The following is a 13,767-nucleotide window of genomic DNA, read 5'->3' as shown; positions in this document are numbered from 1 at the left end:
GATGGGCAAATCCCTGCCGGTCTCGCCGCTCGCGCCGGACGCCTTCCCCGACCTGCCCGAAATCGGTGGTGTGCGGTTTGCCACTGCCGAGGCCGGGGTGCGCTATTCGGGTCGCACGGACGTGATGCTTGCCAGTCTCGCGCCGGGCACGTCGGTGGCGGGGGTGTTCACCCGCTCGGCCACGCGCTCGGCGGCGGTGCTCGACTGCCAGGCCAAGATCGGCGGCGACCCCGCGCAGGGCGCGGCCATCCTGGTCAATTCCGGCAATGCCAATGCCTTTACCGGACGGCGCGGCACAGCGGCGGTCGAGGCCGTGACCAACGCCACCGCCAAGCGGCTCGGCATTCCGTCCGACCGCGTCTTTACCGCCTCCACCGGCGTCATCGGAGAGCCGCTGCCGCACGACCGCGTCACCGCCTGCCTCGACGATCTCGCCACGCGCCTCGCACCCGGCGGCATCGCCGATGCCGCGCACGCGATCATGACCACCGACACCTTCCCAAAGGGTTCAACCGAGACCGTCACCATCGACGGGCAACCTGTGCGAATCGCCGGAATCGCCAAGGGATCAGGCATGATCGCGCCCGACATGGCGACGATGCTGGTCTACATCTTCACCGACGCGGCGATGGAACAGCCGGTGTTGCAGGACATGCTGAGCGTTCTCAACCGAACCACCTTCAACTGCATCACCGTGGACAGCGACACCTCCACCTCCGACACGCTCCTGATGGCGGCAACGGGGGCATCCGGCATCCGGATTTCCGGTACCAATGTCGGCTTTATGGAGGCGCTGCGCCGGGTGATGCTCGACCTCGCGCACCAGGTGGTGCGTGACGGTGAGGGGGCCACGAAATTCATCGAAGTTTCCGTGACCGGTGCCGCCTCGGATGCCGAGGCACATGTCCATGCGAAATCCATCGCCAATTCGCCACTGGTCAAGACCGCCATCGCCGGCGAGGACCCGAACTGGGGCCGCGTCGTCATGGCCGTGGGCAAGTCCGGCGCCCGCGCCGACCGCGACCGGCTGTCGATCTGGTTCGGCGATCTGGAGGTCGCGCACGAGGGCGAAGTAAGCCCCGATCACGACGAGGACAAGGCCGCCGCCTACATGAAGAACGAGGAAATCGTGATTCATGTGGATCTCGGCCTTGGCGGCGGCACCGCGCGGGTCTGGACCTGCGATCTGACCCACGGCTATATCGAGATCAACGCGGATTACCGTTCGTGAAAACCGTATTGGTCTCGGCCGTGGCGCTCATCGACGTGGAGGGGCGCGTTTTGCTGGCGCAGCGCCCCGAGGGCAAGGCGATGGCGGGCCTGTGGGAGTTTCCCGGCGGCAAGGTCGAACCCGGAGAGACGCCCGAGGCCGCCCTGATCCGCGAGTTGCACGAAGAGCTCGGGATCGACACATGGGCCTCCTGCCTCGCGCCGCTGACCTTCGCCAGTCATTCCTATGAAGATTTCCACCTGCTGATGCCGGTTTTCGCCTGCCGAAAGTGGCAGGGCATCGCACAGGGGCGCGAAGGACAGGCGCTCAAATGGGTACGCGCGGGCGATCTGCGTTCCTACCCCATGCCCCCGGCCGACATCCCCCTCATCGCGATCCTTCGCGACTGGCTTTGACCGGGCGCCACCCGACTCATCCCCAACGAAAAAGGGCGGCCCGTCGGGCCGCCCTCATTATCATCTGGCGCCTCTGATCACGTCAGCGAGCGCGTGATCTCCTCGCGCTCGAATATCTCGATCACGTCGCCCGGGCGGACATCCTCGTAATTCTCGAAGGCCATGCCGCATTCCTGACCCGAGATCACCTCGGCAACCTCGTCCTTGAAGCGCTTGAGCGTCTTGAGCGTGCCCTCGTGGATCACCACGTCATCGCGCAACAGCCGCACCCCGGCGGACCGGCGCGCCACGCCCTCGGTAACGAGACAACCCGCCACCTTGCCCACGTTCGAGACCTTGAACACCTCGCGAATCTCGGCGTAGCCGATGAACTTCTCGCGAATTTCCGCGCCCAGCAGACCGCTCGCCGCCGCCTTCACATCGTCCACCAGATCGTAGATCACCGAATAGTAGCGGATTTCCACGCCCTTCTGGTTGGCGCTGTTGCGCGCCGGCGCGTTGGCCCGCACGTTGAAGCCCAGAACCGGCGCGCCCGAGGCTTCGGCCAGCCCGATATCGGATTCGGTAATGGCGCCGACACCCGAGTGCAGCACGCGCACGCGCACTTCGTCGTTGCCGATCTTCTCCATCGCCTGAATGATCGCCTCGGCAGAGCCCTGAACGTCGGCCTTGACCACGATGGGCAGTTCCTTGACGTTCTCGTCTTCCTTGGCCTTGGCCAACAGCTGCTCCAGCGAGGTACCTGCTCCGGCAGCGGCGCGCTTTTCCTTGGCAGCGTCGGCACGGTATTCGGCGATCTCGCGGGCCTGCCCCTCGGTGTCGACGACGTTGAGCACGTCGCCCGCCTCGGGTGTCCCGTTGAGCCCGAGCACCTCGACCGGCACCGACGGCCCGGCCTCCTTGACCCGCTCGCCCCGGTCGTTGATGAGCGCGCGCACCTTGCCGTACTGCTCGCCCACGACAAAGATGTCGCCCTGCCGAAGCGTGCCCTTCTGCACCAGGACCGTTGCCACGGGGCCACGGCCCACGTCGAGTTGCGCCTCGATCACGGCACCTTCGGCGGCGCGGTCAGGGTTGGCCTTGAGTTCGAGGATTTCCGACTGGAGCGCGATCGCCTCAAGCAATTCATCGAGGCCCTGCCCGGTGACAGCCGACACCTCGACATCCTGCACATCGCCCGACATCGCCTCGACGACCACCTCGTGGCGCAGCAGATCCGAGCGGACCTTGTCCGGGTCAGCGGCGGGCAGATCGACCTTGTTGATCGCCACGATCATCGGCACCTTTGCCGCCTTGGCGTGGTTGATCGCCTCGACGGTCTGCGGCATCACCGCATCGTCGGCGGCCACGACAAGCACCACGATATCCGTGACCTGCGCCCCGCGCGACCGCATAGAAGTAAAGGCCGCGTGGCCCGGCGTATCGAGAAAGCTCAGCACCGCGCCGCTGTCGGTCGTGACCTGGTAGGCGCCGATATGCTGGGTGATGCCCCCGGCCTCGCCCGCCACCACCTTGGCATCGCGGATCGCATCGAGAAGCGAAGTCTTGCCGTGATCCACGTGACCCATGATGGTGATAACCGGCGGGCGCGGCTTGAGATCCTCGGGCTTGTCCTCGACCTGCGCGATCACGTCTTCCACGTCCGAGTCGCTCACGCGGACCACGCGGTGGCCGAATTCCTCGATGATGAGCTCGGCCGTATCGGCGTCGATCGCCTCATTCTGCGTGACCATCATGCCGTTCTGCATCAGCGCCTTGACCACGTCGCCCACGCGCTCGGCCATGCGGCCCGCAAGCTCCGAAACCACGATCACCTCGGGCAGTTGCACATCGCGCACGACCTTCTCGCGCTCCTGCGCGCCGCCCATCGCCTTCTGGCGCGCGCGCTCTTGCTTGCGCTTCATCGCGGCCATGCTCTTCTGGCGGCCGCCCTCGCCGCCCGAAAGCGCCTGGTTGAGCGTCAGCTTGCCCGAGCGGCGGCCATCGTCTCCGCCACGGCCCTTGCCGCGACGGGCGCCCTTGTCGTCGTCCTCACGCTTGCGCGGCGCGGGGGCGGACTTCGCAGGGGCCTGCCGGGCCGGCGCCGGATCGGGCGCTGCAGCCGCGGGCTTCGCGGTCTCCTGCTCGGCCTCGCGCTTGCGGCGCACATCCTCCTCGGTCTTTTGCCGTGCGCGCTCCTCGGCCTCGCGCTGCTCGCGCTCCTTGGCCTCGGCCTCGTCGCGGCGGCGCTGGCGCTCTTCCTCGCGGGCCTTTTCCTCGGCCTCGCGGCGAGCGTTGTCATCGGCCTCGCGTGCCTTGGCGGCGGCGAGCGCCTTCAGGCGACGTTCGAGCTCGGCCTCCGAGACACCGGCGGGGCGCTTGTTGCTCCCGCTTCCGGCAGACGGCTTGCCGGACGCGCCCGCGCCCGTCCCCGCGCCCGGCTTGGGCACGACGACACGCTTGCGCTTGGTTTCCACCACGACGTTCTTTGTGCGTCCGTGGCTGAAGCTTTGCTTCACGTTCCCCGCACGGGGACCGCCACGCACACCCAGAGGTTTCTTTCCGTCGTTGTCGCTCATATTCTCTTACTTTCCTTTCCGGCGCGCAGTCCCGCCGTCCGAGACGCGCAGACCTTTCAGTCTTGCCGCCTCCTCTACAACACGTTGCGCCAAACCTCCATAGCCCAGCACGGCATGGATCGTTGTTTGACGGCTGAAAGCCTGTCCAAGCTCGTCGGCGGTGAGCCAACCAATATAGGTAGCACCCTCGGGTGTGCTCAAGCCCGACTTGCCGCGCTCCGAACCGTCGCTCGCCTGCAACAGGGCGCGCACGTCGCCGCGCATCAGCCGGTCCTTGACCTTCTCGTACCCCGCCACCGCGCCGCCACCCTTGCGCGCGAGGCTGATGAGATTGATAACCCGCCGCGCGATGAGCCCCTCGACCAACGCGGCAAGGTCTTCTGGCACGGTCACCTGCTGCCGCGCGGCGCGCGCGAAAAGCCCCTTCTTCGCGGCGCGGTCGATCGCCGCGCTGTCCGGCACCACGTAGATGCCGCGCCCCGGCAGCTTGGCCGCCACGTCGGGGACAACCGCGCCATCGGGTCCGATCACGAACCGCACCAGCGACGCCTTCGGACGTGCCTCGCCCGTTGCGATGCACTTGCGTTCCGGACCGTCCGCGCGATCCTTGGGTTGCCCTCCGCGACCCATGACTGACCCCGGGGCCTGAGCGATCAGGCCCCGGTCTCCTCTTCGTTGTCCGGCGCCGCATCCGCGGCCTCGCCGGCCTCGTCGGCCTGCGGCATTAGGTCATCGGGATCGACCCAGCCGAGCATCACCCGCGCGGTCATCACCATGTCCTGCGCCTCTTCCAGCGACACCTCGAACGGCTCCAGTATCCCGTCATCCTTGACGCGCACGCCCCCATCCGTGGTCCATCCCCCGGCCAGCTCCCAGTCGGCGCAAGTGGCGAAGTCCTCCAGCGTCTTTACATCGTCCTGCGCCAGCGCCAGCACCATCTGCGGGCTCAGCCCCTCGAAACCGATGAGGCTGTCCTCGGCGCCCAGTGCGCGCGCCTTTTCCAGCGCCTCGGCGGCCTGCGCCTCGAGCACATCGCGCGCCCGTGCCTGAAGCTCCCCGGCGGTGTCTTCGTCGACCCCGTCGATGGTCAAAAGCTCGTCGACCTCAACATATGCCACCTCTTCGAGCGTGGTAAAGCCCTCGGCCACCAGCAACTGCGCAAAGAACTCGTCGAGATCGAGCGTGTCCATGAACAGCTTGGTGCGCTCCTCGAAATCCTTCTGCCGCCGCTCGCTGTCCTGCGCCTCGGTCATGATGTCGATATCGAGCCCGGTGAGCTGGCTCGCCAGCCGCACGTTCTGCCCGCGCCGCCCGATGGCGAGGCTGAGCTGATCCTCCGGGACCACCACTTCGATGCGCTGCGCGTCCTCGTCGATCACCACCTTGCTGACCTCGGCGGGCTGCAGCGCGTTGACGAGGAACGTGGCCTGGTCCTCGTTCCACGGGATGATGTCGATCTTCTCGCCCTGAAGCTCGTTGACCACCGCCTGCACGCGGCTACCGCGCATGCCGACGCAGGCGCCAACCGGGTCGATCGAGTTGTCATAGCTGATCACCGCGATCTTGGCGCGGCTGCCGGGATCGCGGGCCACGGCCTTGATGTCGATAATGCCGTCGTAGATTTCCGGCACTTCCATCTTGAACAGCTCGGCCATGAATTCGGGCGCTGTGCGGCTGAGGAAGATTTGCGGCCCACGCTGCTCGCGGCGCACGTCCTTCACATAGGCGCGGATGCGCTCGCCGGGACGATAGGCCTCGCGACCGATCTTCTCGTTGCGCCGCAGCATCGCCTCGCCATAGCCCTGAAGCTCGACGACGACGTTGCCATATTCCTCGCGCTTGACGACGCCGTTGATGATCGTGCCCGCGCGATCCTTGAACGCCTCGTACTGGCGGTCGCGCTCGGCCTCGCGCACCTTTTGCAGGATCACCTGCTTGGCGCTCTGCGCCGCGATCCGGCCCATCTCCACCGGCGGCACCGCCTCGTGAAACTCGTCGCCCGCCTGCGGCTCGCCCGCCTCGGCGGGGTCGATCCGCACGCCATCGCGCAGCCAGAAGTCGTCGCGCCCCGGCGCAGCGGGGACGAAATAAGCCTTGGCTTGATCGGGCGTAAACTCGGCCTGGTAATTCTCCAGCGCCTCTTCGTCGACCACGGTGCGCACGCGGGTGAATGCCGCGCGTCCGGTCTTGCGGTCAATCTTGACATGGATATCCATCTCGGCGCCGTAGCGGCTCTTGGCGGCCCGCGCGAGGCTCTCCTCCATCGCGTCGATCACCAGGCCGGGGTCGATCATCTTCTCGCGCGCCACGGCTTCCGCGGTCTGCAAAAGCTCAAGCTGGTTGGCCGATGTGATTGCCATTCTCAGTCCTCCTCGGAACCGCTATCGGTTTCTATCTCGTCAAAATTCGTCTCGTCGATCACGCCCGCCGCCTTGCGTGCGCGCAGCATCTCGCGGATCAGCTCCTCGGTCAGGACAAGCTTGGCGTCGCTCAGCCAGTCGAATTGCAGGCCGATGGTGCCCTCGTCGACGTTGAGCATCACCTCGTCACCCTCGACGCCGGCCAGAACCCCCTTGAACCGCCGCCGCCCGTCGATCATCTCGGCGGTCTCGAGCTTGGCCTCGTAGCCCTCGAACTCCTCGAAATCCTTGAGCCGCGTCAGCGGCCGGTCGATGCCCGGGCTCGACACCTCGAGCGTATAGGCATCGGTGATCGGGTCCTCCACGTCGAGCACCGCGCTCACAGCCGTGCTGATCGCGCCACACTCGTCCACTTCGATCCCGCCCTCGGGCCGGTCGGCCATGATCTGCAAGAGCTGCGTCTTGCCGCCCATCAGCCGCACGCGCACAAGCTCGAATCCCATGTCCTCGATCACCGGCGTGATGATCTCGGCCAGTCTGCGGTCAATGGCAGCCTTTGCGATGAGGTCGTTGTTCATTGGTCCAAACACAAAAAAACGGGCGCGCGGCCCGTTGTCTTACCCGGTGGAACCGGCGGAAAGCCCGCGGCGCCGCTGTCAATCGCGCATATAGGCCCCCACCGGGCGCTTTGCAAGCGGGGATTTTCAGGGTGCCGTGCCTCGCATCTCGCCCCAGCCTTCCGACTGCATCTCGCGCAACCGGCTCGCCGTGCGCGCGAACTCGAACGATCCCTCGCCCTCGACATAAAGGTATTCCGGCTCCGCCGCCGCAAGGCAGATCAGCCGCACCCGCGCCTCATAGAGCGCGTCGATCAGCGTGACGAAGCGTTTCGCCTCGTTGAAGTTGGCCCGCCCCATTTGCGGGATGTTTTCCAGCACCAATAGCCGCACCGCCTGCGCCAGTGCGAGGTAATCCGCCGGGCCCAGGGGGCAGCCGCACAGATCGTAGAACGTCGCCCGCGCGACGCCATTGTGAAATGCGGGAATCGTTACCGCGCGCTTGTTGACCATGATGTCGTGCGGCGCGGCGCGACCCCCGGTCAGGTCTTTCCAGATCGTTTCTATACCGGCCCGGTTCTCCGCGTTCACCGGCGTGAAATACACGCCGCCCCCTGCGAGCCGATCCTGTCGATAATCCTTCGGCCCGGACATTTCGCGCACCACCATCCGCTCCTTCACCAACCCGATAAAGGGCAGGAAGAGCTGCCGGTTAAGCCCGTTCTCGTATAGGTCATCGGGCACCCGGTTGGACGTGGTCACCACCACCACCCCGGCCTCGAACAGCGCCTCGAACAGCCGCCCGACGATCATCGCGTCGGTAATGTCGGTGATCTGCATCTCGTCAAAGGCCAGGAGCCGCACAGAGCTTGCCACCTCCGCCGCCACCGGCGCCAGCGCATCCGATTCGCCCCGCGCCCGCGCAGCATGAAGCCCGGCATGGATTTCCTGCATGAAGGCGTGGAAATGTACCCGCCGCTTGGGAACGTCGATGCTGTCCGCGAACATGTCCATCAGCATCGACTTGCCGCGCCCGACGCCCCCCCAGAGATAAAGCCCCTTGGGCGGCTCGGGTGCACGACGGAACCAGCCGCGCCGCTGCGGCTCTGCCAATGCCGCGCGGATACGCTCGAATTCCGGCAGGACGTCCTCCTGCGCCGGGTCGCGGGTCAGCGTGCCATCGGCCACGAGACGCTCATAGATATCGGGCAAGGTATCCATCACATGCGGCCTGTCGCGTTCCCGGCGCTCAGTGTCGGTCCGCCAGTCGCGCCATCACGCGCACCAGCTCGGCGCTGATGCCCGGCTCAGACAGCGCGTGCCCCGCCATCGGCACCATCCGCAGATCGCAGGACGGCCAGCGCGCGGCCAGCCGGTGCGCCGAAGCGGGCGGGCAAATCATGTCATAGCGGCCCTGCACGATGGTGCCCGGTACCTCCGCGATCAGGTGCATGTGATTGAGAATGTGTCCGTCCTTCTCCAGGAACCCGCGGTTGCGGAAATAATGGTTCTCCAGCCGGGCAAAGGCGCGGGCGTAATCGGCGGGCGCATCGCCGCCGGTGCCGGTGGATTGCACGGTGGCCAGCGCATTTTCCCATGCCGACCATGCCTTGGCATGGGCAATCTCCTCGGCCATGTCCCCGGAAAACAGCCGCTTGTTGTAGGCGGCAATCAAATCGCCGCGCTCGGCCTCGGGGATGAGCGCGACAAATCGCGCCCATGTTTCCGGCCAGAACGCCGCCGCCCCCCCGCCATAGAACCAGTCGAGCTCTGCCTGCGTCATGGTGAACACGCCGCGCAGCACCAGGTGCCGTGCCCGGTCGGGATAGGACTGTGCATAGAGCAGCGCCAGCGTCGCCCCCCAGCTTCCGCCGAACACGATCCACCGCTCGATGCCCAGCGCCTCGCGGATACGCTCGATATCGGCCACCAGATGCCAGGTCGTATTGGCCTCGATGCTGGCATGGGGCTTTGAGCGGCCGCACCCGCGCTGATCGAAAAGCACGATCCGATAGACGTTCGGGTCGAAATACCGCCGCATCGCCGGGCTCGACCCGCCCCCCGGCCCGCCATGCAGCACGACCACCGGCACACCGTCGGCGCGCCCCGATTGCTCGACATAGACGGAATGCCCGTCGCCCACGTCCAGCATCCGCCGGTCGAACGGCTCCACCGGCGGGTAGAGGTATTGCACTGCGCTCTTATGGCTCGCGACTCTGTCCATTCCCGTCCTATATACTGCCCATGTCCCATTGAGCCACAGGGAGACGGGAATGCAAACCGCCCAGAGCACGATCGACCCCGCCGAAGTCGCGAAATTCGAGGCGATGGCCGCCGAATGGTGGGATCCCGACGGCAAGTTCAAGCCGCTGCACATGCTCAATCCCTGCCGGCTCGACTACATCGCCGCGCAGATCGCCGCCGAATTCGACCGCGACCTGACCGCCGAGCGGCCCCTTGAGGGGCTGCGCCTGCTCGATATCGGCTGCGGCGGCGGCCTCCTGAGCGAGCCGATGGCGCGGCTCGGGGCCGAGGTGGTGGGCGCAGACGCCGCGCCGCGCAACATCCCCGTCGCGCAGGTCCATGCGGAACAGTCGGGGCTCGATATCGACTACCGCCACACCACCGCCGAGGACATGGCCACCGCCGGCGAGCGCTTCGATGTCGTGCTCAACATGGAGGTGGTCGAGCATGTCTCCGACCCGCTCGGCTACCTCACCGCCTGCTACGATCTGCTTCGCCCCGGCGGGCTGCACATCTGTTCCACCATCAACCGCAATGCCAAGAGCTTTGCGATGGCCATCGTCGGCGCCGAATACGTCATGCGGTGGCTGCCCAAAGGCACGCATGAATGGTCGAAATTCATCACGCCCGATGAGCTGTTCGCCCTGCTCGGGCAGGCGGGGCTCGACCCGGTGGATCGCAAGGGCTTCGTACTCAACCCGGTGACCTGGCAATGGCGGCTCTCCGACCGTGACCTGAGCGTGAATTACGTAACCAGCAGCCTGCGCCCGGCCTGAGCCTACCGGTTCCACATCGCCCTGTCGCCCATCCCGGCGACAAACGCTTCGTGTGCCGCACGCTCGGCCTCGGTCAGCCGCGGGGCAAGCGGACGCGGACGCGGACCGGCACGCCAGTTCGCGTCACCGGTCCCGCCCGATCCGCCCGCTCCGGCTCTCGGATCGGCGCTCAGCGCAAAATCCGGCTGACGGCCCCCGATCAACTCCAGGTACACCTCGGCGAGGATCTCGGAATCGAGCAGCGCGCCGTGCAGCGTGCGCGCCGTATTGTCGATCCCGAAGCGGCGGCACAGGGCGTCGAGCGAGGCAGGCGCGCCGGGATACTTCTTCCGCGCCATGGCCAGCGTGTCGATGGCCCGGTTCATCGGCAGCGGCACGAGACTGCACCATTCCAGCTCGGCATTCAGGAACTTCATGTCGAAACTCGCATTGTGGATCACCAGCCGCGCGTCACCCACGAACTCGAGAAATTGCGCGCCGATCTCGGCAAAAAGCGGCTTGTCGCGCAGAAAATCATCGCCCAGCCCATGAACGGCAAAGGCTTCCTCGGGCATCGGGCGCTTGGGGTTGATGTATTGATGATACGTGCGCCCCGTCGGCATGTGATTGTAGAGCTCGACCGCACCGATCTCGACCACGCGATGCCCTTCCACCGGCTCAAGCCCGGTGGTCTCGGTATCCAGAACGATCTCACGCATCGCTTCGCCCCTCCCTGATCTCTGCCAGTATCTCCCGCACCTGCGCGCGCGCATGATCCATCGTGTCGGTCTCGATCACGTAATCCGCGCGCGCCCGCTTCTCGGCATCCGGCACCTGTCGGGCCAGAATCGTCTCGAAATCCGCTTCGCTCATCGTATCCCGCGCCAAGACCCGCGCGCGCTGCACCTCGGGCGCCACGCTCACTACCGCCACCGCGTCGAGACCATCCTCGGCACCCGTCTCATATAGCAGAGGAATATCGAGTACCGTCACATCAGCCTCCTGCCTCGCGACAAAATCCGCCCGGTCCTGCGCCACCAGCGGATGGATGATCGCCTCGATCCGCGTCAGCGCCTCGGGATCACCGGCGATGATCGCCCGCAGCCGCCCGCGGTCCACCGCACTCTCTACCACCGCCCCGGGAAAGGCGGCAGCGATCGGCGCCACCCCGGCACCGCCCCGCGCGTATAGCCGATGCACCGCCGCATCGGCATCCCAGACCGCACAGCCTTCTTCGGCAAAGAGCCGCGCCGTGATGGATTTGCCCATCCCGATGGAGCCCGTGAGCCCGAGCCGGAATGTCATCGCAGCGCCGCCGCCCGCGTCGCCGCGTCCACCTCCGGGCGTGTGCCGAACCACCGCTCGAACGCAGGCACCGCCTGATGGATCAGCATACCCAGCCCGTCCACCGCGACGCACCCCGCCTTCTCTGCCTCCATGAGCAGCCGCGTCTGAAGCGGCGCGTAAACGAGATCGGTCACCACCGCCCCCTTGCGCAGCCCATCCAGAGGCACACGCAGCGGCGGGCTCCCAACCATGCCCAGTGAGGTCGTGTTGACCACCGTCACCGCCTCTTCAAGCATGTTGCCCGCCTGCACCCAGTCGATCACGGTCACCCTGCGGCCGAATTGCTGCTGCAAACCCTCGGCCCGGGGCCGCGTGCGGTTGGACAGCAGGATCTCCGGCACGCCCACATCCAGAAGCGCCGCGATCACCGCCCGTGCCGCACCGCCGGCGCCCAGCACGGCGGCGGGTCCGCTCTCCGGCTTCCAGTCCGGCGCGGCCTGTCTCAGGTTCTCGATAAAGCCGTAGCCGTCGGTATTGTCCGCCTGTATCTTGCCGTCCTCGCGAAACACCAGCGTGTTGGCCGCACCGATGATCGTGGCACGGTCGGTCACCAGGTCGGCCAGTTCCAGCGCCCGCTCCTTGTGCGGCACCGTGATGTTGACGCCGCGAAACCCCATCTTCGGCAGGGTCCGCAACACCGCCTCGAGATCAGCATTCGCCACGTCCATCGGGATGTAAAACCCTGGGATCCCCAATGTTTTAAGCCAGTGGGTATGAAGCTGCGGCGAACGCGAATGCGCGACCGGCGATCCGATGACACCGGCAAGGGGGATACGGTCATGGCTCATCTTGGCAGGTCTCCACGCAAGGTCAGAAAGGCCAGGAGGTCGAGTAGCGGCAGGCCCAGCACCGTGAAATAATCGCCTTCCACGCCGGAAAACAAGCGCACACCCTCGGCCTCGAGTTTATAGGCCCCGACGCATTCGGCAACATCGGGCCAGTTGCGATCAAGATAGCCATTCAGCCAATCGTCGGAAAAATCCCGCACGCGCATCCGCACGCGTCCCACATGCCGCCAGACCGGCGCGCCATCCTCGCAGATCACCGCCGCCGACAGAAGATCATGCGCGCGCCCCCGCATCTCACGAAGTTGCGCGCGTGCCTCGCCGATATCTGTGGGCTTCGACAGCAGGCGCCCACCGAGATCGAGCACCTGGTCACAGCCCAGCACCAACCGACCGGGCATCTTCTGGCTCACCCGCCGCGCCTTCATCTCTGCCAGCGCATCGGCAATGTCTCGCGGTGCGACGCCGTCGGACAGCAACGAATCGCGCAGCGTCGCCTCGTCCACGCGCGCGGGGCTGACAACGATCCGAAGGCCGGCATTTTCAAGCAATGTGCGCCGGATCGCCGAGCCGGAAGCAAGGACAAGTTCAAAATTCATGGGGATAACCTGATGACAAAATCCGTGACGGATCAACCCTTCACGGCTGACGGTGCGGGACAATAGGCGGGGCGATCCGTTTCGCCGCGTTGGTCTACAGGTTGTTCCGCTATGGACAAGGATGAAATCACGCTGTGGACAACCCGGAACTCGAGAACTATCCACAGAGTACCCTGCCATAATCTTAAGGATTGTTAGTATATAACCCATTATTTTAATTGAATAATATTTCTCGCACCAAACCATTCACCAATAATGCCCTGTGATACGCACAGCCTTATCCCCGAGTGGACAAACCCGGTGACAATGGCATAATCCACAACGCCCTACGTCCCCTACAACATCATCATTCTCCTATAATTCTATTATATTTTAGTATCCACGCCCTGGAGCAAACCCTCCGACTTCCAGTCGGACCCGCTTCAGCGTGAAAGAATCGTGTTATGATCGTACCCTCAGAAAAATGAGCCGCAGCCGGGTCGAAGGCTCATTTTTCTGAGGGTACGATCATGCAATATGACACCGGCAAACACTGCGTCTTCTATCACCGCTACCACATCGTCTGGTCGACCAAATACCGTTACAAGGTGCTGACCGGGGCATTGCGACTGCGGGTGCGCGACATCTGCCGGCAGGTGTGCCGCGAGAACGAGGTCGACATCTTGCGCGGGGTGCTGTCGAGCGATCACGTCCACATGTTCGTCTCGGTGCCGCCGAAGCTCGCGATCGCGGATCTGGTGCGCAAGATGAAGGGCCGTTCGTCCCACAAGGTGCAACGGGAGTTTCCAGCCATCCGAAAGCGCTACTGGGGCTGCCGGTTTTGGGGGCGAGGGTACTTTTCAACCACTAACGGTGCCATCACCGAAGACATCGTACTTCAGTACCTGGAACAGCACATCGCTGATCCTACCGGCGCCAGCCGGTAGTCGTTCAGTT

The 13,767-nt window shown here is 65.4% G+C and carries 14 protein-coding genes; 4 read left to right on the top strand and 10 right to left on the bottom strand.

The annotated features are described in order from the left end of the window. The first annotated feature begins 1 nt into the window (after position 1). The gene (gene argJ / locus CRJ03_RS08690) at positions 2-1,231 is read left to right on the top strand and encodes a bifunctional glutamate N-acetyltransferase/amino-acid acetyltransferase ArgJ (RefSeq protein WP_104018500.1); all 1,230 of its coding nucleotides are present in this window, start codon (positions 2-4) and stop codon (positions 1,229-1,231) included. Beyond that, positions 1,228-1,626 carry an 8-oxo-dGTP diphosphatase MutT gene (gene mutT / locus CRJ03_RS08685; protein ID WP_104018499.1) on the top strand — a complete coding sequence of 133 codons (399 nt, stop codon included), beginning with the start codon at positions 1,228-1,230 and terminating at the stop codon, positions 1,624-1,626. The genes argJ and mutT overlap by 4 nt, the downstream gene beginning before the upstream one ends. Before the next feature lie 77 nt (positions 1,627-1,703). Here mutT and infB read toward each other — a convergent pair whose 3' ends face one another. From infB to pip, 6 genes are all read right to left on the bottom strand, one after another. Further along, positions 1,704-4,184, bottom strand: a complete 2,481-nt coding sequence (infB, locus tag CRJ03_RS08680) for a translation initiation factor IF-2 (protein WP_104018498.1) — start codon at positions 4,182-4,184, stop codon at positions 1,704-1,706. Between the two features lie 6 nt (positions 4,185-4,190). Continuing rightward, positions 4,191-4,814, bottom strand: a complete 624-nt coding sequence (locus tag CRJ03_RS08675; protein ID WP_104018497.1) for an RNA-binding protein — start codon at positions 4,812-4,814, stop codon at positions 4,191-4,193. A 23-nt stretch (positions 4,815-4,837) separates the two neighbouring features. Then, entirely contained in the window at positions 4,838-6,544 is a 1,707-nt protein-coding gene (gene nusA / locus CRJ03_RS08670) for a transcription termination factor NusA (RefSeq protein WP_104018496.1), read from the bottom strand. 2 nt (positions 6,545-6,546) lie between these two features. Beyond that, positions 6,547-7,122: a ribosome maturation factor RimP gene (gene rimP / locus CRJ03_RS08665; protein WP_104018495.1), complete on the bottom strand. Its 576-nt coding sequence runs from the start codon at positions 7,120-7,122 to the stop codon at positions 6,547-6,549. 126 nt (positions 7,123-7,248) lie between these two features. Beyond that, complete coding sequence (gene zapE, locus CRJ03_RS08660; RefSeq protein WP_104018494.1) at positions 7,249-8,322, bottom strand: cell division protein ZapE; 1,074 nt, start codon at positions 8,320-8,322, stop codon at positions 7,249-7,251. Between the two features lie 28 nt (positions 8,323-8,350). Further along, complete coding sequence (gene pip / locus CRJ03_RS08655; protein ID WP_104018493.1) at positions 8,351-9,325, bottom strand: prolyl aminopeptidase; 975 nt, start codon at positions 9,323-9,325, stop codon at positions 8,351-8,353. A gap of 49 nt (positions 9,326-9,374) precedes the next feature. On the opposite strand from pip, the gene ubiG reads away from it, so the two are divergent. After that, positions 9,375-10,121, top strand: coding sequence for a bifunctional 2-polyprenyl-6-hydroxyphenol methylase/3-demethylubiquinol 3-O-methyltransferase UbiG (gene ubiG, locus CRJ03_RS08650; protein WP_104018492.1), 747 nt, complete (start codon positions 9,375-9,377; stop codon positions 10,119-10,121). A gap of 2 nt (positions 10,122-10,123) precedes the next feature. Here ubiG and dnaQ read toward each other — a convergent pair whose 3' ends face one another. From dnaQ to CRJ03_RS08630, 4 genes are read right to left on the bottom strand one after another with little or no spacing between them, the layout of a single operon-like run. Then, on the bottom strand, positions 10,124-10,819 hold the full coding sequence (gene dnaQ, locus CRJ03_RS08645; protein ID WP_104018491.1) for a DNA polymerase III subunit epsilon: 696 nt from the start codon (positions 10,817-10,819) through the stop codon (positions 10,124-10,126). Beyond that, complete coding sequence (coaE, locus tag CRJ03_RS08640; protein WP_104018490.1) at positions 10,812-11,405, bottom strand: dephospho-CoA kinase; 594 nt, start codon at positions 11,403-11,405, stop codon at positions 10,812-10,814. The genes dnaQ and coaE overlap by 8 nt, the downstream gene beginning before the upstream one ends. Next, a complete protein-coding gene (locus CRJ03_RS08635) occupies positions 11,402-12,235 on the bottom strand; it encodes a shikimate dehydrogenase (protein WP_104018489.1) in 834 nt (277 codons plus the stop codon). The genes coaE and CRJ03_RS08635 overlap by 4 nt, the downstream gene beginning before the upstream one ends. Then, positions 12,232-12,831 (bottom strand): Maf family protein, encoded by a 600-nt coding sequence (locus CRJ03_RS08630; protein ID WP_104018488.1) that lies wholly within the window; start codon positions 12,829-12,831, stop codon positions 12,232-12,234. Before CRJ03_RS08630 ends, CRJ03_RS08635 begins: the two co-directional genes overlap by 4 nt. A gap of 509 nt (positions 12,832-13,340) precedes the next feature. Between CRJ03_RS08630 and tnpA the strand changes: the two genes are divergently transcribed. Continuing rightward, a complete protein-coding gene (tnpA, locus tag CRJ03_RS08625; protein ID WP_104016879.1) occupies positions 13,341-13,757 on the top strand; it encodes an IS200/IS605 family transposase in 417 nt (138 codons plus the stop codon). The last annotated feature ends 10 nt before the right edge of the window (positions 13,758-13,767 follow it).

The sequence above is a fragment of the Roseovarius nitratireducens genome, from assembly GCF_002925845.1.
Taxonomy (GTDB): domain Bacteria; phylum Pseudomonadota; class Alphaproteobacteria; order Rhodobacterales; family Rhodobacteraceae; genus Roseovarius; species Roseovarius nitratireducens.
The sequence above is the reverse complement of the archived record's forward strand: the minus strand, read 5'-3'. Positions and strand labels throughout refer to the sequence as shown.